Consider the following 17,074-nt stretch of genomic DNA (forward strand, 5'->3'; position numbering starts at 1 on the left):
TCCCAAAGGCGTTGAATGGCGGCGGCACACATCGGGTTACGTCGTCCCGCCGCGTGCGCGCCGTCTCACTCGGTCCGTGGCAACCTCGGTGATGCCGATCCTTGCGCGCGGCTGCGCAGGACACGCTCTCAAGAAAGCTTGTCCCGTTTGCAGCACCGCGACAGCGGCGCTCTCAACACAGCTTGTCCCGATTTGCCCGGAACCTTGTCCCGCCGCGATGCGGACGCCCCGATCCGACCGCTCGCGGGGCCGTCCGGCTAAGGTGTTCGTGGGTCGGCCCACGCCACGACATGGCCTCGTGGAGCGGACGGGAGGGACGCCTTGGCCTTGCCGAACCGGACGTAGAGCGCCGGAAGGACCAGCAGCGTCAGGACGGTCGCGCTGGCCAAGCCGCCGATGACGACGGTCGCCAGCGGCCGCTGCACCTCCGCACCTGTGCCCGTCGCCAAAGCCATCGGCACGAAGCCCAGGGCGGCGACCAAGGCCGTCATAGCCACCGGCCGCAGCCGGGTCAGGGCGCCCTCGCGGACGGCATCCGGAATCGCCGTCCCCTCCGCCACGAGCGCGCGGATGTGGTTCAGCAGCACCAAGCCGTTCAGGACCGCGACGCCCGAGAGCGCGATGAACCCGACCGCGGCCGAGACCGAGAAGGGCATGTCGCGCAGCCACAGGGCCGCAACGCCGCCGGTCAGGGCCATCGGCACGGCGCTGAACACGATCAGCGCGTCGCGCCCGGACCCTAGCGCCCCGAGGAGCAGGAGGAAGATCAGCGCGAAGCAGGCCGGCACGACCGCCGCCAAGCGCTGGCGAGCGGCCGTCAGGTTCTCGAACTGCCCGCCCCACTTCACCTCGTAACCGGGCGGCAGCCGCACCTCGGCGGCGATGCGCGCCTGCGCCTCGGCCACCAGCGAGCCGATGTCGCGCCCGCGCACGTTCGCGGTGACCACGACGCGGCGGCGGCCGTTCTCGCGGCTCACCTGGTTCGGCCCCTCGCCCAAGGCGAACGAGGCGAGCTGCCGCAGCGGCACGCTCGTACCGCCGGCCGGCCCGGGAGCGGCCGGGACCCCGGTGCCCGTCCGCGCGGGCGCGGCCTGCGAGGGCGGTAGCGGCACCGGCAGGTTCCTCAACGCCTCGACGTCGCCCCGGGCGTCGTCGGCCAACCGGACCACGATGGCGAAGCGACGGTCGCCCTCGAACACCAGCCCGGCGTCCTTGCCGCCGACCGCCGTGCCGATGACGTCCTGCACGTCCGCCATGCTCAAGCCGCGCCGGGCGATCTCGCGCCGGTCGACCTTGATCTCCAGGAACGGCAGCCCGACCGCCTCCTCGACCTTCACGTCGGCGGCGCCCTCCAGGCTGCGCAGGATGCCGGCGATCTTGCGGGCGCCGTCGACCATCGGGCCGAACTCCTCGCCGAACACCTTCACCGCGAGGTCGTCGCGAACGCCCGCGATCAGCTCGTTGAAGCGCATCTGGATGGGCTGCGAGAACCCGAGCAGCGTGCCCGGGATCAGCTTCGCCTCGGCGTCCATGCGGGCGATCAACGATTCCTTCGCCTCGGACGGGTCCGGCCACTCCGCTTGGGGCCTCAGGATCAGGTAGGTGTCACAGGCGTTCGGCGGCATCGGGTCGGCGGCGATGTCGGGCGTGCCGCAGCGCGAGTAGACGAAGGCCACCTCCGGGAACTTGCTCATGGCGTCCTCGACGCCGAGCTGCATGGCCTGCGACTGCGAGATAGCCGTCGAGGGGATGCGCCGCGCCTCCATGACGATGTTCTTCTCGTCGAGCGTCGGGGTGAACTCCTGGCCGAGCCGCGTCGCCAGGGCCCCGGCCAGCCCGAGGACGACCACCGCGCCGCCTATGAAAGCCAAGGGCGTCCGGACCGCCCCGCCCAGCACCGGTCGATAGGCCGCCTTCAGTCCTCGGATCAGCAGGTTGTCGCCCTCGCCGACCCGCCCGGTGATGAAGGTCGCGACCATCGCCGGGACGAAGGTCAGGGACAGCACGAAGGCCGCCACGAGCGCGATCAGCACCGTCAGCGCCATGGGTGCGAAGGTCTTGCCCTCCACGCCGGTGAACGTCAGCAGCGGCACGTAGACCAGGATGATGATGGCCTGCCCGTAGACGCTCGGCTTGATCATCTCCTCGGCCGAGACGCGCACGGTCTCCAGCCGCTCGTCGAGGCTCAGCGTCCGTCCCAGCGCGTGCTGGCGCTCGGCCAGGTGGCGCAGGCTGTTCTCGGCGATGATGACCGCGCCGTCGACGATGAGCCCGAAGTCGAGCGCGCCGAGGCTCATCAGGTTGGCGCTGATGCGGCCCGCAAGCATGCCGGTCGCCGTCAGCATCATGGCGACGGGGATGACCAGGGCCGTGATGATCGCCGCCCGGATGTTGCCGAGCGCCAGGAACAGCACCGCGACGACCAGCAGCGCACCCTCGGCCAGGTTCCTGGACACCGTCCGGATCGTGGCGTCGACGAGGTCGGTCCGGCTGAGCAGCGTCCGGGCCTGGATGCCCGGCGGGAGAAGCTTGTTGATCTCCTTGATCTTGGCGTCCGCGGCCGCCGAGACGGTTCGGCTGTTCTCGCCGATGAGCATGAGGGCGGTGCCCAGCACGACCTCGCGGCCGTTCTCGCTGGCCGAGCCGGTCCGGAGCTCGCGGCCGATCCCGACCTCGGCGACGTCCCTCACCAGGATCGGTATCCCGGCCCGGGTCGCCACGACGACATCGCGGATCTGGTCGACGTTCTCGATCAGCCCTCCGGCCCGGACGACATAGCCCTCGCCGTTGCGCTCGACGTAGTTGGCGCCTCGGGTCACGTTGTTGGCTCCGATGGCCCGGGTCAGGTCGGCGAAGCCCAGGCCGTAGCCGACGAGCTTCATCGGGTCGGGCTTGACCTGGTACTCCTTGACGAAGCCGCCGATGGCATCGGCACCGGCCACGCCCGGCACGCTCTTCATCTGTGGCCGGATGATCCAATCCTGGACCGTGCGCAGGTAGACCGTGCGCTCGAAGTCGGACCTCAGCCGCTCGCCCTCGGGCGTCAGGTAGCTGCCGTCCGACTGCCAGCCCGGCAGGCCATCGCGGACCGGGGCGCCGTCGCCGGCGGCCTGGTACTCGACCGCCCACCAGTAAATCTCGCCGAGGCCGGTCGAGATCGGCCCGAGCCTGACCTCGACCCCGGGTGGCAGGGTGTTGCGCACCTCGCCCAGGCGCTCGTTCACCTGTTGCCTGGCGAAGTAGACGTCGACCTTGTCGCTGAACACGGCCGTGAGCTGGGCGAAGCCGTTGCGCGAGAAGGAGCGCAAGCTCTCCAGGCCCGGCGTGCCGGCGAGCGCCCGCTCGACCAGGACCGTGACCTGCTTCTCGATCTCGACCGGCGTCAGCGCCGGCGCGATGGCGTTGACCTGGACCTGGTTGTTGGTGACGTCCGGCACCGCGTCGATTGGCAGCCGCGCGAGCGACCAGGCCCCGAAGGCGGTGGCGATGAGCGTCACCAGGATGACCGCGTAGCGGTTGGCGACGGAGAAGGCGAGGATCGGGCGGATCACGGTTCAGTCCTCCGCCGCGGCCTTGCCGAGCTCGGACTTCAGCGTGAAGGTGTTGGCCACCGCCACGGCCTCGCCGGGCTCCAGCCCCTCCGTCACCTCCACGGCGGCGTCGTCCGACCGCCCGAGCTTCACCGGCCTAGCCTCGAAGCCCGCGGCCACCCGCACGAAGACGTTCGGTCTGCCCTCCAAGGTCTGGATGGCCGAGGCCGGGATGAGCACCCGCACCGGCTTGTCGGAGATCACGATCTCGGCACCCACGAAAGACCCGGGCCGCCAGGTCTCGTCCGGGTTGGCCAGTTCCGCGACGACCCGCGCCGCGCGCGTGGCCTGGTCGAGGACGGGCACGATGATGACGATGCGACCGCGCGCGGCCTCGCCGGTCGCCTCGGCCCGCACGGCCACCGCCTGGCCCTCGCGGACCAGCGGCAGGTCGCCGGGGCTCACCGCGAGATCGACCCAGACCGTCGACAGGTCTACGACGCTGTAGAGCTCGGTCTCCAGGTTGTCCCGGCCGACGGCCGCCCCGAGGTCGACGCGCCGCTCCACGACCTTGCCACCGAGCGGCGAGCGGATCTCCTGGCGCTCGAACTGCGCCTCCGGCTGGTTCGGCAACGCCTGGATCTCGGCTTGGCTGAGGCCGAGGAAGGTCAGCTTGCGGCGGGCCGCGTCCTCCTTGACCTTCAGGTCCTGGTAGCTCGCCTGCGAGCGCAGGTACTGCTGCTCGGACGAGATGCGCCTGTCCCAGAGCTCCTTGTCGCGCTCGTAGAGCGTCTTCTGCAGGGCGGCCGACACGCGTGCCGCCAAGTATTCTCCCTTGGCGTCGGCGATCTCGCGGCTGTCGAGGAGCGCCACGACCTCGCCCTTGGCGACCTTGTCGCCGAGCCCCTTGCGCAGCTCCACCACCGTGCCGGTGGTCTTCACCGCGATGCGGGCGGTCAGGTTGGCGTTCGGGACGATGGTGCCCGGCACGTGCAGGTGGCGCGAGAGGTTCCCGCCACCGACCCCGTCCGTGCGGATGCCGGCTTTGCCGACTTGGTCGTCCGTCAGCTTGACGAGGCCGGATCTCTCCGGCTCCGGACCGGCCGCCGCGTGCGGTTCGGGCTTGGCAGGCGCGGCGGCCCCCCTGGCGCCCGCCAGCATGGTGCGGACCGCATCGGGAGCGCCGGGCCACCAGGTCGCGATCAGGACGCCGCCGGCGAGGGCCAGCAGAACGGGGATGAGACGTCTGGACATGTCGGTGCCATGGACGGGCGGCCGCACGCGCACGGCGCCGTCGTTCGAGGATGGGAAGTGGCGGAAAGCCTCAGGCCCTCGGAGGCTCGAACGGTCCCTGCGCCCCGCCCCCGGCTCGGAAGACGTCGTCCAGGCGGGCGAACGACCGCGCCGCCGACGTGGCCACGCTCGCGGGAGCCTTGGCGGCGACGGGCATCACGCCCTGCGCGTGCGATTGCGCGTGGTGGACCAGGTCATCGGCATCCTGGTGGGCCTTGGCGTGGTCCTGTCCCGCCACCGGCGGCATGGCGAGCGCGACGGGACCGGAGGCCGCGTGCCGGGCCTCGGCGAGCAACGGCATCACCGTCACGCCCGCCAGGAGCAACGCGACGGCCACCGTCATGAGACGCCGTCCGAATGACACCCGACACCCTCTTCCCGGCGAGCGCCGTCCATCCCGGCGCGTCGAACACCCTTCCCTTATCCCCTCCGGGGGGATAGCATGTCAACATGGATCACGTTCACGCCTCCCACCCGGAGATCATCAAGCGGCTGAGGCGCGCCCACGGCCATCTCGCCGGCGTCATCGCGATGATCGAGGAGGGCCGCCCCTGCGTGGACCTCGCCCAGCAGTTGCAGGCGGTCGAGAGCGCCATCGCCAACGCGAAGCGCACGCTGATCGAGGACCACATGGAGCACTGCATCGGCGACGGCGTCGCGGACGGCGGCAAGTCCGCCAAAGCGGCGCTGGCCGAGTTCAAGGCGCTGGCCAAGTACCTGTGAAGGCCCCGTTGCTGAGCGTCCTCGCGAACCGCACCTACCGGCACCTGTTCGCCGCGCAGGTCATCGCCCTGGTCGGCACCGGCCTGCTGACGGTGGCCCTCGGCCTGCTCGCCTACCGGTTGGCCGGGGCAGAGGCCGGGGCGGTGCTGGGCACGGCGCTCGCCATCAAGATGGTGGCCTACGTGCTGGTGGCGCCCATCGCGAACGCCTTCACCGGGCAGTTGCCCCGCCGCGCTTTCCTGGTTGCGACCGACCTCGTCCGGGCCGGCGTCGCCCTGATCCTGCCCTTCGTCGACCAGGTCTGGCAGGTCTACCTACTGGTGTTCGTGCTGCAAGCCTGCTCGGCGGCCTTCACGCCGACCTTCCAGGCGACCATCCCGGACATCCTCCCGGACGAGCGTGACTACACCCGGGCGCTGTCGCTCTCGCGCCTCGCCTACGACCTGGAGAACCTGCTCAGTCCGACACTGGCCGCCTTGCTGCTGACGGTCATCGACTTCCACTGGCTGTTCGGCGGCACGGTCGTCGGATTCCTGTGTTCGGCCGCCCTGGTCGTCTCGGTGGCGCTCCCGTCCCCGACGCCGCCCGAGCGCCAAGCGGGGGTGTACGAGCGCACCATGCGGGGGCTGCGGATCTACCTCGCCACGCCGCGGCTGCGCGGGCTTCTCGCCCTGAACCTCGCGGTGGCGGCGGCCGGCTCCATGGTCATCGTCAACACGGTGGTGATCGTGCAGGCCCTCCTGCAACGGCCCCAGAACGACGTCGCGGTGGCGCTCGGGCTGTTCGGGGGCGGCTCGATGCTGGCGGCTCTGCTGCTGCCGCGGGTGCTCGACCGGCTGCCCGACCGCACGGTCATGCTCCCGGCGGCGGCGTTCCTCGGCGTCGTGCTGCTCGGCTTTGCCGCTACGACCTGGGGCGGCGTCATCGGCTGGCCTATGCTGCTGGCCGCCTGGCTGGCGCTCGGGATCGGGTACTCCGCCGCGCAGACCCCGACCGGACGGCTGCTCCGGCGCTCCGCGACGCCCGGCGACCGCCCGGCCGTGTTCGCCGCCCAGTTCGCGCTCTCGCACGTCGCCTGGCTCTTGACCTATCCACTTGCCGGCTGGCTCGGCGCGAAGGCGGGCATGCCGGTCACGCTGGCGGTGCTGGGCGCGCTGACCTTGGTCGCCGTCGCCGCGGCGGCGGCGCTCTGGCCGGCCTCGGACCCGGACGTCGTCGAGCACGCGCACCCCGGCCTCGAATTTGGCCATCCGCACCTGGACGGCGTCGGGACGCGCCGGCATGCCCACGCCTTCGTCATCGACGACCTGCACCAACGCTGGCCCGCGGCCCGGCCGGGATGAACCGACCCGGATGTTCGTCGGGCGCTTCGGTCCCGAGGCCGTGGATGCCACGCGCCGCGGCTCTAACCGAATGGCGAAGGTGCGGGGCTATGCGCCGCCGGAACCCCGCCATGCGGGTCTTCGCAGTGGCAGCCCGGTCAGTCCGTCGACTTGCCCCACGCGTCAGGAGGCTCGACCGGTTCGCTCCGAGCGGGCAGCCGCGTCCATCTCGGCCACATCCGCCGATGCACCGGCGCTTCGACGGCTGTGGGCTTTCGCGGCGAGGACCGGCGGGGCGACCAAGCCCGCCGGGACCGCGCTTACGATGGGCTGATCGATGGGTCGATCCCGACCGCGTGCGCCGCGGGGTCGGGATGGATGCCCTGCCAGCCAAGCCAGCCGGTGTAGAGGCCGACGAGCACGATCAGGGCTGCCGAGGCGTAGGGCGCCCGACGGGCGAAGGCACCGAACCCGGACCACCGCGACGCGACGTGCTTGACGCTGAGGGCGGCCAGCACCCCGGCCGAGACCATCGTGACCGCGAGGCCGATGCTGAAGCAGACGACCAGCGCGAAGCCGAGGCTGAACTGCTTGAGCTGGATGCACAGGAGCAGGACCGTGATGGCGGCCGGGCACGGGATCAGGCCGCCGGTCAGCCCGAACAGCACGATCTGTCCCGTCGTCACCTGACGCCCGGCGAAGCGCCGCCGGATGTCCTCCGCATGCGCTCGGGCATGGGCGTCGTCCTCGTCGCCCAGGTTCATGTGACCGTGGTCGTGATCCTGCTCCTCGAACGCGACCTCGTGGGTTTCCGCACCCGCGGGCCCGTCAAGGCGCAGTCGCGCCGTGAAGGCGTGCGGCTCGGGGATCTCCTCCAGGCTCTCCAGGAAGTCGCCCCCATCGGCGAAGGCGAACGTCTGCCGCCCGCCGTCCGGACGGACCGTCTCGACGGTGACCGCACCCGGCGCGGGCAGCGGACCCGTCCCGGCCCGGAGGCGCCAGCGCGGCGGCACGCCGTCCTCGTACACCTCCAGCGTCAACCGGCCGTCGCCGGTCACGACGTGCCGGTGCTCGCCATGGTGATGATGGTGACCGTGGTGCTGCTCGCGCCAGGTCCGCCACGCCATCCAGAGCGCGATGCCGACGATGAGCACCGCCGACGCCAGCTGGAAATACGGCTCGGCCGTGTCGCCACCCCATTCCTGGCCGAGATACTGTCCGCCCAGCGCGATCACCCAGACGACCGCGGTGTGCGAGAGCGTCGCCGCCAGCCCGAGCAGGACCGCCTGCGTGACCGTGCCCCGGACCGCGATGATGAAGGCGGCCATCATCGTCTTCGAATGGCCGGGCTCCAGGCCGTGCAGGGCGCCGAGCAGGATGGCGCTCGGCACGAACAGCCAGGCATGCGCGGTCCCCTGCTGCAGCAGGTCGGCGAACGGGGTCATGGGGCGGCTCTCGTCATTTGAGGTAGGTCCGCACCACCTCGATCAGCTCGGCGGCGCCCCGGGCGCGCTCGGCGTCCGGCTCGGCGTCCGGGTTCACGACGTGGTGGCGGATGTGGTCTTCCATCAGCTCGGCGGTCAGCCCGTTGATGGCCCCGCGCATCGAGGCGACCAGCATCAGCACGTCGGCGCAGCCGTGCTCGGCCTCCAGGGCCCGCTCGACCGCCTCCGCCTGTCCCTTGATCCGGCGCACCCGCGCCAGCAGCTTGGTCCTGTCCTTGATCGTGTGAGCCATGAATGGCGTCCTCGTCCTCGCAATACATAGGGGGGTACCCTATCTGTGTCCAGCGACCGATGCGTCGCGTGGCGGGGAGGCCCTAGCATGAGGAAGGACGACCCCTGCATCGGGGTTTGCCAGTGGGATGGGCGGACCGGCTGGTGCCTCGGTTGCGGCCGCACGGTCCCGGAAATACGCGCGTGGCGGAAGATGACGCCGTACAGGAAGGCCGCCCTCGCTCGCGAACTGCCGCGGCGCGTTCGGCAGGTCGCCGTCGCGCAGGTCGAAGCCGAGCCCGGCAGGACCCCGAGCCGCTCCTAGATCGCAGGATCTGCCGGGCGGAACGGCGGCCCCGGTCAGATCGTCCCCGACATGGGTTTCGTCCAGCCGGACGCCCCGTCAAGCCACCCCAGTGTAGCCGAGCCGGAATCGAAAGGCGTCGTGACCGGTGACCGTCACCGCCGCGATTGCGTCCGGCACGTCGGGCGGCATGCGTCGGACGATGCGCTCCATCCCGCAGCAGCAAGCCCGGCGGACGAGGACGGCGAGCCCCGATCCGTTTCCGGCGGTCGCGGTCGCCGTCTTTTTGCGCCGGGACACGCCGGGCCAGACCACGAGGCTGACCAGCCCCGCCGCTGCCGATGCCCGAGGCGCGAACCGAGCCCGCCGGCGTCGATGGGCAGGTGAAAGCCTGACCGCGAGGGTGGACGTCGGCACCGTCTCGGCCTCGCAGGCCGGCGGTGATCTCATAAGCGCGTTGGAGGCCGAACCCGAGCGGCGGCAGGACGGAGATCCGATCCAGCCAATGCCGGGCGATCCGGCAGGTCGCCGCCTGCAGCGCCGCCAGCGCCGCCAGCACCGCGACGCCGGTCGCACCGAGGACGGATCCGAGCGCGAGGCCGCGCCAGCCGAACCGGTGGGCCGCCGCCGCGATCACGGTCGCGGCGATGATCCGATCTGTTCACGTCCCCTGGAAGGCGACGGGGTCCCCGAACCAAGACGACGTCACATCCTTCCTCGGTCGACGCCCCGCGCAGATCCTCATCGCCCCGCTCATGGCTTTGCGCCGACGGCGCTCGCGCGGCACGGCGGTCCCGGCGTGCTCCTAGGGTCGCGGCGTGTGGGTCCTTGCGATGCGGCGCCGAAGGTCCGTCGGGACATCCATCCGGCGCCATACCGTCGTGGTCTTTCGGCCCGTGATCGCGAAGGCTGGCCTGACGCCGGCCCGATCCAAGGCTTCCCGCACCCACCGCGCGCCGGATCCCATCTCCCTGGCGAGCGCACCCGTGGTGGCGTACTCGGCCTCGTAAGCCGCGAGCGCATCGTCCCGCACCAGGATCTCCCCGCACGGCATTGCTGTCCCCGCCATGAGGCCTGCCCGGACGATCAGGCCGACGCTGTCCGTCGGGACCGTGAGCCGCCGGCCGACCTCTTCGAGGGTGAGACCCCCACCTTCGCGCGAACGCCGCGCGACCCTGATGTCCTCCGGGTCGACCAGGAAGCCCGCGAGGCCGGGTACGTCCCGCAGGACCGCCCTGACCCGAAGCTGGCCGGCCAGGATCATGTCGCAGGTGCCGCGCACGCCGTCGACCTTGCCGTGCTGGCTGGCTCGCGCGAGCGGAAGGAGGCCGGCGGGCATGGCCCCGACGGTCGGCGCCGAACCACGGATCCGGGATAGCACGGCGGCCACGGCATCCCGGTCGAAGACGTCGGCCTTGATGCCGGCGCGCGCGTGGATCTCGGCGGGCGGAACGATCCGCGCCGCGACCAACATCCGCGTCTGGCGCTTCGCCAGCCCGAGCGCCGCCGGCAGATCCTCCGCGCGGAGCGCGCGGTCGAGGATCGCCCGGATCTGGGCGGCGGTCTCGCGGGCGATGCCGATGGGCGTACCCCTCCTCGTCCGTTGCGGCCAGGCGCCCAGGGCCTTGACGTAGCCGGCGATGAACTCCGGCCTTCGGCCGCATTCCGCGGCGATGTCGGCGAGGCTGACCAACGGGACGTCGGCATGCCGGATCACCACCGAGGTCTTGTGAACCGGGCCCCGACCGGCGTGATGCGCGTATAGGGCCGCCCGAACCGCATCCCCGCTCGCTCCCGCCGGCAGCCGCTTCGCCCAGAGATACAGGTAGCCATAGACCTGTTCGGCCCCCCAGGCGCCGAGGCCGACATGGTCGGCTCTGGCCATCCCGTCGAGCAGGGCGTCGAAGGCGTGCGGCCAGTCCCGGGCGGCGGCGAGACCGGCCGAGAACACCTCCGGATGGCGCTCCGCCGGAAACTTCGAGAGGGCCCCGTCGGCGCCCCCGAGCAGGGCGACGCCGAACCGCTCCATGGCGTCGCAGGCCTCGGCGAGCGTCAGGCCGTCGAGGAGGGGCACGCTGGTCCGGGCCATGCCGCCGAGGCGGCCGACCACGTAGGCGTCCGCCAGCGTCGTCGCGGGCGGGACCCTGGCGCCGTCGCAGGCGAGAAGGGAATGGCCGTTCCTGCAACGGGTCAGTGAGCCGGCTTCCCAGGTGACGCCCGTCCGGCAAATCGGGCAGGACCCCTCCAGGCGGACATGATGGAGGGGACAGGTGCCGACGGCGGCCACGTCCCACCAGAAGCGCCGGTGGATGTTCCAGTGCGCGTGTCGTCCCGACGGCGTCCTGCGAAGGTCGTCCTGCCAACAGCAGGGGCACCACCGCCGCACGTTCGTCGTCCAATCGTCCCGGTGGACCACCTCGTCCGCGATCACGACCTTTTTCTTGGTGATCTCGGTGGGCGTCCAACCCCGGAACGCGTCCTCGCCACGGCCGAGCCGATCCGCGAGGGGGCCGGCGGCGCGGCCCTGCAGGATGTCGCTCATGGAATGGCCCGCGGTCCTGAGGCGTTCGCGGCTCCACGGCTCGCCGTTGACGTCGAAGGCGCGCAGCAGGTGCGCCGCGGCGGATTCCCCGTCGATGACGGGCGGGATGATGGTCAGCCGCATCGGTTTCCCCCTACGCGTCGTCGGCTTGCGTCTCGACCCCGGCCTCGGCGGTCCCCGTCAGGCGCGTGAGCCTCTCGAACTCGATCTCCTTCATCTTCGGCAGGGTCGAGATGTCGACCACCAGGAACGGGTTCCTGCGCGGACCGAGCTCGAAGATCTCCTCGAAGACGAAGCCGAGGTGGTCGACCTGCCCGATGCTCGGCTTGCCCGACTGGATGGCGCGGAAGGCCGCCTTCTTGACGAGGTGCATCATGCGACCGGTGTAGCCGTTCGAAGCCTTGAGCATGCGCTGAACCATGTCGTGCTCCGACAGGCCGCACGCGGCCGGGAAGCCGAGCCTTGCCTCGACCAGCGACAGGAATTTCGTGGCCTTCTTCACGCAGGCTTCCGAGTGACCCAGCGGCTTGATCGGCTTGAAGACGCAGCGCCGGAGGAGCTGGAAATCCTCCTTCAGCACCTTCTTGAGCCAGGGCATGCCCGAGAGCACGAGGGAGACGGGGCGCAACTCCGCACCGGGCGGCCGAAGCGGATCGTCCGGATCCGGGATGACGAGGTTCTTCAGCGTCTCGACCAGGGTGCGCCGCTCGTCACCGGTGCGTCCGCGGAAGGCATGGTGGAATTCGTCGATCATGATGATGGAGACGAGTTGGGCGTGCATCTGGTGGCGCACCCGGGTCCAGATATCGTGCTCCTTCAGGTTGGCGCTGAGCTCCTTCTCCGTCATGGCGAGGTACAGCGCGAGACCCAGCGTCTTCAGCGTGCAGGGGCTCGGCGCCTTGATGTAGACCAGCGGCCGCACGGGGCCGAACTCGTCGCGGAACGGCACGAGCGCCGGGCGGAGCTGCAACCGGGCGAGCAGATGCGACTTCCCGGCCCCGGAAGCGGCCGGGATGACGAGGCACTGACCCTCGACATCGTCGCCGAGGTCCTTGAGCATCTCGTCGAAGCGCGCGACGGTCTTGATCACCACGTCGGTGTTGACGTGGATGGTGTCGACGCGTCGCTTCCAGGCCCGCCGTTCGAGGTCCTGCGGGCTCAAGCGGATCGCGAACCGCTCACGGCGGACCGGGGCGGCCTGGGGGCCGGGAAGGATGGTGACGTCGGGGCGGAAGGTCTCCCCGTCCTGGCTTTGCGGCATGCGATGGCCCTCACTCGGCAGTCCAGTTGTCGGGATCGTCGGGGTCGAACTCGGCGCCGACGTCCGCCGTCACGCTCCGCGGATCGGCCTCGGCGGCGACGGGCCTCGGACCGGCCGGCCGGGCCGCCGGCGCGGCGTCCTGCGGGGCGTCCTGCGGGGCGCTGGCCGGGCGCGGCGCGGTCTTGCGGCCACCCTGCCCGACCCGGGGCGCGGGTGCCGCGTCGGCCGCGGCCGGCGGCGCGGCCTTCCGCGGGCGCCGGGTCCGCAGCCGCTCTTCCTCGTGGGCGCCCTCGTCCGCGACGTCCCAGGCGACCTCGAACATCGGGTCGTCGGCGTGGTCGCGGAACCAGTCGACGTCGGCGCTCGCCAGGCGCTTCGGCTTGACGCCGGCCTTGCGGCATTCGGCGCGCAACAGCTCCATCGCGCGGACGAGCGTCGCGCGAGCGACGCGCTGGCCTTCCTGCGTCATCCGACGCGCCGTGCGGACCACGTCTCGCCACTCCGCCAGGGAGGTCCCGTCGGCCAACCCGTCCTCGCAAGGGACCTTGATCCAACCGGCCTCCTCGTCCACCAGGACGAGGAGGTGGCCGAGATCGGACGCGTCGGCCTTGACGAGGAATTCGTCGCCGAAGTGGAAGCCCTTCCTGCGACGGACGCCCTTCAGTTCGTCGGACTGGTAGGTGAGGCCGAGGAAGGTGATCCCGTTCCGCTGAATGGTCCGCGGGACCACCAGGGCGATGAGCGGGTCGAGGTCGTCGGCCGACGGCGGCAGGCGCGTGCCGTAGCCCGCCAGGTCCTGCCAGCGCAGCAGGGGCGTTCGTCCGAGCAGCCCGCCATGCTTGCGGTTGTGGTAGATGTCGACGACCCAGATCGTGAAGAACTCGACGAGTTGGGCCAGGGTCAGGGCGGCCTGCCCGACGCTGTCGTAGTCGCCGCGCTCGCGCACGTCGCGGAAGGTCCGGCCGGGAAGGTAGGCGCAGAAGTCGCGCGCGATGGTGCCGAGGGCGCGCTCGACCTTGCCCTTCAGGTGGGGCTTGCGCCGGGGCATGTAGCGGAGCTCGAACCGCAGCTGTCCGGCGGCCGCCTTCATCGACCGGGAGTGGAATTCCTTCCCGTTATCGAGCTTGACGACCTCCGGCACGCCGAACACGGGCCACGCCGTGTCGACCCGGATGCCGGTCAGGTCCTTCGGCAGCACCGCCATGCGCAGGCAGTGCATCACCGAAGTCCAGGAGGGACGCTCGTCACTGAGGTGGAATCCCACGATCATGCGGGTCGCGGCGCAGATCGCGACCGTGAGCCAGACCCGCCTCGTGCGCTTGTCCTTGCGGCGCCGGTCCCGCGCCGGCGTGCCGTCGCCCTCCAGGACCAGCACGTCGAGCGGCGTGTGGTCGACCTCGACGATTTCGAGCGGCCGCGTCGCCTGGGGGGCCTTCTTGACGTGCCGGAAGGCCTGCTCCGCCGCCGCGGGGCCCTCGCGATGGTAGATCACGTCGAACTGGCTGACGTTCGCCTTCACCCAACGCCGGATCGTCATGCCATCGGGCACGTCGAAGGGCACGGTGCGCGTCTTGTTCTCGCGCTCGATCCTGCCCTGGATGAAGACGATGACATGGCTCAGCGGCGGTCCGTTCCGGGTGAGCCAGTCCTCGCGCACGCGCTCCGCGATGATCATCTCGACCTCGGGATCGAGGCGGAAACCCGCCCGTCCCTTCAGGTCGTCCAGCGGGATCAGCGCCACGATGGACTTGCCGCCCTTGCGCCAACGCCCGTACCAACCCTTCAGCGAGGAGCCGCTCACCCGTTCGAGCGGCACGTCGTCGGGATGGGAGCCCTCGTTCTCGATGGCCCGCTGCCGGCGCTCGGCCGCGACGAGCCTCGCGATATCGGCGTAGCCCTTCGGGACCTTCCTATGGGTCCGCTCGGCGAAGCACCGGTCGCAGGCCTGCACGTAGTCGAGGCGCATCAGCGCCGCGTCCTGCTGGCGAACGTCGAAGGTGTCGATGTTGCGAAGGAGGTTGTCCCTGACGCCTTGGGGGAGCCCGGCGGCGGTGTCCTCCACCAGTTGGAGCCGCCTGGGCTCGCCGAAGTAGAGGTCGGCCAACTCGGCATGGGTCTTCGTGACCGTGACCGGCCTCGCCCCGAGCGTGCGCAGCGTGACGCCGGCCTCGTCGCGCGAGAGCACCTTGTGGTAGACGCCCTCGACGATGACGAGCGCGTCCGCTTGGAGACGGATCTGGCACGCGCCCATGGTCAGCGCAGCCCCCCGCATGCGCCGGGTCCCGCCATGCGCACCCTCCCGCCGCGGTGGAGGTCCACCAGGACGGCGTCGCTCAGCAAGACGGTCTCGGAACCGCCCGCGAGCCTGCGCAGGGCGAGGCCCGCCCGCTCGCGGGCGACGGAGGCGTAGGGGACGCCGTCGACGACGACGACCGCGCCGATGGGAAGGCGGAACTGCTGGTCGAGCCTGTTCAAGGTGCACTCCTGAGGTTCGCGGGGCGGCGGATCATGGCGTGGTCGTCGAAGGGTCGGCCGGGGTCGGCCAGCTCGGCCTCGCCGCGCGCGACCAGGGCCACGACGGCCCGGAAGGCGCGGGCCTGGAGCCCCGACGCCGCCCGGAGTTCCCGGACGAGACCCCGGCCGCCGAAGCGGTCGAGGACCACGCGCATGGTGTGCTGCTCCGCCTCGTCGACCATGAAGGTGCGCTCGCTCGCGACGAGCGCGGCGTTCGCGACGCGGAGCGCGTCGATCTCGACCTCGGTCCAGAGCTCGAAGCCGTCGTAGCCGGCGGCCCTGGCGCCGGCCTCGATGCGGTGCCGGATCCCGTCCCAGCCCAGCCTGATCACCCTCTTCCGCGGCTTGACCTCGACGGCGAGGCGCCGCCCGTCGTCGATCTCGACGCCGAAGTCGGCCGTGTAGCTGCGCCACCGGACGCCGTCGTGCCAACGGAAGGGTGCGGGCTCCTCCTGGTAGCGCAGGACGGCATCGTCCTGCTCCAGGATCAGGATGAAGTCCCGCGCGAGGAGGCCCTCGTAGGCCACCATGCGGTAGCCCATCCCCGCCTTGCCGGATGGGACCTCGCCCGTGATGCAGTCCCGTCGGCCGGTGACGATCGGGCGCGACGGGCTCGGCTTGCCGACATGGCGGCTTCGCAGGGTCGCCGGCATCAGGACCTCCGCCGGGCGTCAGGGCCGTCAGGTCCCTCGGCCGCGTCGGCGCCACCCGATTCCTCGCCGGTCGGGATCGCGGGGGTGGCCCCGGGCGACAGCCGGATCGGATAGCGCGCGACCCCCTCCTGCCAGCGGTCCAGCGGGGTCGACCGGTCCGGTCCGGAGCGGCGGACGTCGAGATCGGCGAGCCAGGCGTGCGCGGCCGCCATCAAGCCTCCTGCGTCCTCGACCACCTCCCCCCGGGCCGTCAGCCAGCGCTGCAGGCCCGCCACCCGGCAGGGAGCGCCCGGATCGTCGACCGCGGCGAAGTGCAGCCGGATGCCGAGCGCCGCCGCGGAATGCCGGAACGTGGCGCCGAGGAAGGCGGGATCCCGGTCCAGCACGATCACCTCCGGCAGCCCCATGCACAGGCGGGCGGCGCCGAGCGGCTCCGGGGCCGCCGTCGCGGTTTGCGCCCCGAACAGGCCGAGCAGGTCCTCCCCGTCCGGCGGCGCGGTGCCGAGCGCCGCCGCCACGATCACGCCGCTGTAGCTGTCGCGTGCGGTGACCAGGTGAACGCGGTCGGCGCCGAGTTCCGGGACGGCGACCCGCAGGGCTTCCCGGGCGACGACGACCTCGGCGAGAGGACGCCCGCACGAGAGGTGCCGGAACCGGTACGCCTGCTGCAGGGGACGCAGACGGTCGCCCACCATCCGCACGAGGGTGCGGAAAGCGGGAACGTCAGCGGCCGCGCCTCCCCGCGCATGCGACGCTTCCAGGCACCTCGCCTGTGCGAGGCGGGCCATGGCCGTCAGAGTGACGCCCCGGCGCGGGTCGGCCTCGGCCACGACCTGGTCGACAAGCTCGCCGATCCACGGGGCCCAGTGGGTCTGCTGCCGGGGCGACCGCGCCATCCGCCGGTGGGCGAGGCCGGCCGGGTTGCCGTCGGCCTCCCGGAGCCGCGCTTCCCATGCCCTGACCTGGCGCGGCGTGGGCGGATCGACGTCGTCGCTCAGCTCGCAGACGGCGCGGATCGCGACCCGCAGGTGGCGGTCGCCCCGCCGTCCTGGCGGGAGGTCCTCGACCGCCCGCACGTAACGGTGGCGGCGCAGCGCGGCGGCGCGCTCGCGCTCCGTCATCTCGTTGAGGGCCTGGATCTCGGCCCGGAGCCGGTCGGTGTCGGCGGTCGTCGCGGGAAAGAGTTCTAGCTGCTTCATGATCGCGCGGGTCCTCGA

The 17,074-nt window shown here is 71.5% G+C and carries 14 protein-coding genes; 3 read left to right on the plus strand and 11 right to left on the minus strand.

The genetic code is table 11. The features are described from left to right. Positions 1-257: 257 nt before the first annotated feature. The 3 genes from J4O73_RS00110 to J4O73_RS00120 form a co-directional block, all read right to left on the minus strand. A complete protein-coding gene (locus J4O73_RS00110) occupies positions 258-3,551 on the minus strand; it encodes an efflux RND transporter permease subunit (RefSeq protein WP_050735144.1) in 3,294 nt (1,097 codons plus the stop codon). Positions 3,552-3,554: 3 nt separating this feature from the next. Further along, complete coding sequence (locus tag J4O73_RS00115; protein ID WP_050735161.1) at positions 3,555-4,784, minus strand: efflux RND transporter periplasmic adaptor subunit; 1,230 nt, start codon at positions 4,782-4,784, stop codon at positions 3,555-3,557. A gap of 70 nt (positions 4,785-4,854) precedes the next feature. Further along, on the minus strand, positions 4,855-5,166 hold the full coding sequence (locus tag J4O73_RS00120; protein ID WP_050735143.1) for a hypothetical protein: 312 nt from the start codon (positions 5,164-5,166) through the stop codon (positions 4,855-4,857). Positions 5,167-5,273: 107 nt separating this feature from the next. Between J4O73_RS00120 and J4O73_RS00125 the strand changes: the two genes are divergently transcribed. Further along, the gene (locus J4O73_RS00125; protein WP_050735142.1) at positions 5,274-5,546 is read left to right on the plus strand and encodes a metal-sensing transcriptional repressor; all 273 of its coding nucleotides are present in this window, start codon (positions 5,274-5,276) and stop codon (positions 5,544-5,546) included. 8 nt (positions 5,547-5,554) lie between these two features. After that, a complete protein-coding gene (locus J4O73_RS00130; RefSeq protein WP_050735160.1) occupies positions 5,555-6,889 on the plus strand; it encodes an MFS transporter in 1,335 nt (444 codons plus the stop codon). A gap of 299 nt (positions 6,890-7,188) precedes the next feature. Here J4O73_RS00130 and J4O73_RS00135 read toward each other — a convergent pair whose 3' ends face one another. Next, positions 7,189-8,313 carry a nickel/cobalt efflux transporter gene (locus J4O73_RS00135; RefSeq protein WP_050735141.1) on the minus strand — a complete coding sequence of 375 codons (1,125 nt, stop codon included), beginning with the start codon at positions 8,311-8,313 and terminating at the stop codon, positions 7,189-7,191. Between the two features lie 13 nt (positions 8,314-8,326). Next, the gene (locus tag J4O73_RS00140; protein WP_050735140.1) at positions 8,327-8,605 is read right to left on the minus strand and encodes a metal/formaldehyde-sensitive transcriptional repressor; all 279 of its coding nucleotides are present in this window, start codon (positions 8,603-8,605) and stop codon (positions 8,327-8,329) included. A gap of 87 nt (positions 8,606-8,692) precedes the next feature. Here J4O73_RS00140 and J4O73_RS00145 point away from each other — a divergent pair, with 87 nt between their 5' ends. Further along, the gene (locus tag J4O73_RS00145; protein ID WP_050735139.1) at positions 8,693-8,908 is read left to right on the plus strand and encodes a DUF1289 domain-containing protein; all 216 of its coding nucleotides are present in this window, start codon (positions 8,693-8,695) and stop codon (positions 8,906-8,908) included. 784 nt (positions 8,909-9,692) lie between these two features. Here the strand turns inward: J4O73_RS00145 and J4O73_RS00150 are convergent. From J4O73_RS00150 to J4O73_RS00175, 6 genes are read right to left on the minus strand one after another with little or no spacing between them, the layout of a single operon-like run. Continuing rightward, positions 9,693-11,552 (minus strand): TniQ family protein, encoded by a 1,860-nt coding sequence (locus tag J4O73_RS00150; protein ID WP_050735138.1) that lies wholly within the window; start codon positions 11,550-11,552, stop codon positions 9,693-9,695. A 10-nt stretch (positions 11,553-11,562) separates the two neighbouring features. Then, entirely contained in the window at positions 11,563-12,690 is a 1,128-nt protein-coding gene (locus tag J4O73_RS00155) for an ATP-binding protein (protein WP_050735137.1), read from the minus strand. Positions 12,691-12,700: 10 nt separating this feature from the next. Beyond that, positions 12,701-14,962: a DDE-type integrase/transposase/recombinase gene (locus J4O73_RS00160; RefSeq protein WP_050735136.1), complete on the minus strand. Its 2,262-nt coding sequence runs from the start codon at positions 14,960-14,962 to the stop codon at positions 12,701-12,703. Continuing rightward, a complete protein-coding gene (locus J4O73_RS00165; protein WP_050735135.1) occupies positions 14,944-15,165 on the minus strand; it encodes a hypothetical protein in 222 nt (73 codons plus the stop codon). Before J4O73_RS00165 ends, J4O73_RS00160 begins: the two co-directional genes overlap by 19 nt. Next, positions 15,162-15,857 (minus strand): TnsA endonuclease N-terminal domain-containing protein, encoded by a 696-nt coding sequence (locus J4O73_RS00170; protein WP_050735134.1) that lies wholly within the window; start codon positions 15,855-15,857, stop codon positions 15,162-15,164. Before J4O73_RS00170 ends, J4O73_RS00165 begins: the two co-directional genes overlap by 4 nt. Then, on the minus strand, positions 15,857-17,056 hold the full coding sequence (locus J4O73_RS00175; RefSeq protein WP_050735133.1) for a hypothetical protein: 1,200 nt from the start codon (positions 17,054-17,056) through the stop codon (positions 15,857-15,859). Before J4O73_RS00175 ends, J4O73_RS00170 begins: the two co-directional genes overlap by 1 nt. Positions 17,057-17,074 lie beyond the last annotated feature (18 nt).

It is taken from the genome of Methylobacterium sp. NFXW15 (assembly GCF_049887755.1).
GTDB lineage: Bacteria > Pseudomonadota > Alphaproteobacteria > Rhizobiales > Beijerinckiaceae > Methylobacterium.

What these genes read in the sequence shown, in the direction of transcription:
- J4O73_RS00115 (WP_050735161.1), bottom strand. Translation starts at nt 4,784, where the DNA reads ATGTCCAGACGTCTCATCCCCGTTCTGCTGGCCCTCGCCGGCGGCGTC.
- J4O73_RS00120 (WP_050735143.1), bottom strand. Translation starts at nt 5,166, where the DNA reads ATGACGGTGGCCGTCGCGTTGCTCCTGGCGGGCGTGACGGTGATGCCG.
- J4O73_RS00125 (WP_050735142.1), top strand. Translation starts at nt 5,274, where the DNA reads ATGGATCACGTTCACGCCTCCCACCCGGAGATCATCAAGCGGCTGAGG.
- J4O73_RS00135 (WP_050735141.1), bottom strand. Translation starts at nt 8,313, where the DNA reads ATGACCCCGTTCGCCGACCTGCTGCAGCAGGGGACCGCGCATGCCTGG.
- J4O73_RS00140 (WP_050735140.1), bottom strand. Translation starts at nt 8,605, where the DNA reads ATGGCTCACACGATCAAGGACAGGACCAAGCTGCTGGCGCGGGTGCGC.
- J4O73_RS00145 (WP_050735139.1), top strand. Translation starts at nt 8,693, where the DNA reads ATGAGGAAGGACGACCCCTGCATCGGGGTTTGCCAGTGGGATGGGCGG.
- J4O73_RS00150 (WP_050735138.1), bottom strand. Translation starts at nt 11,552, where the DNA reads ATGCGGCTGACCATCATCCCGCCCGTCATCGACGGGGAATCCGCCGCG.
- J4O73_RS00155 (WP_050735137.1), bottom strand. Translation starts at nt 12,690, where the DNA reads ATGCCGCAAAGCCAGGACGGGGAGACCTTCCGCCCCGACGTCACCATC.
- J4O73_RS00160 (WP_050735136.1), bottom strand. Translation starts at nt 14,962, where the DNA reads ATGCGGGGGGCTGCGCTGACCATGGGCGCGTGCCAGATCCGTCTCCAA.
- J4O73_RS00170 (WP_050735134.1), bottom strand. Translation starts at nt 15,857, where the DNA reads ATGCCGGCGACCCTGCGAAGCCGCCATGTCGGCAAGCCGAGCCCGTCG.
- J4O73_RS00175 (WP_050735133.1), bottom strand. Translation starts at nt 17,056, where the DNA reads ATGAAGCAGCTAGAACTCTTTCCCGCGACGACCGCCGACACCGACCGG.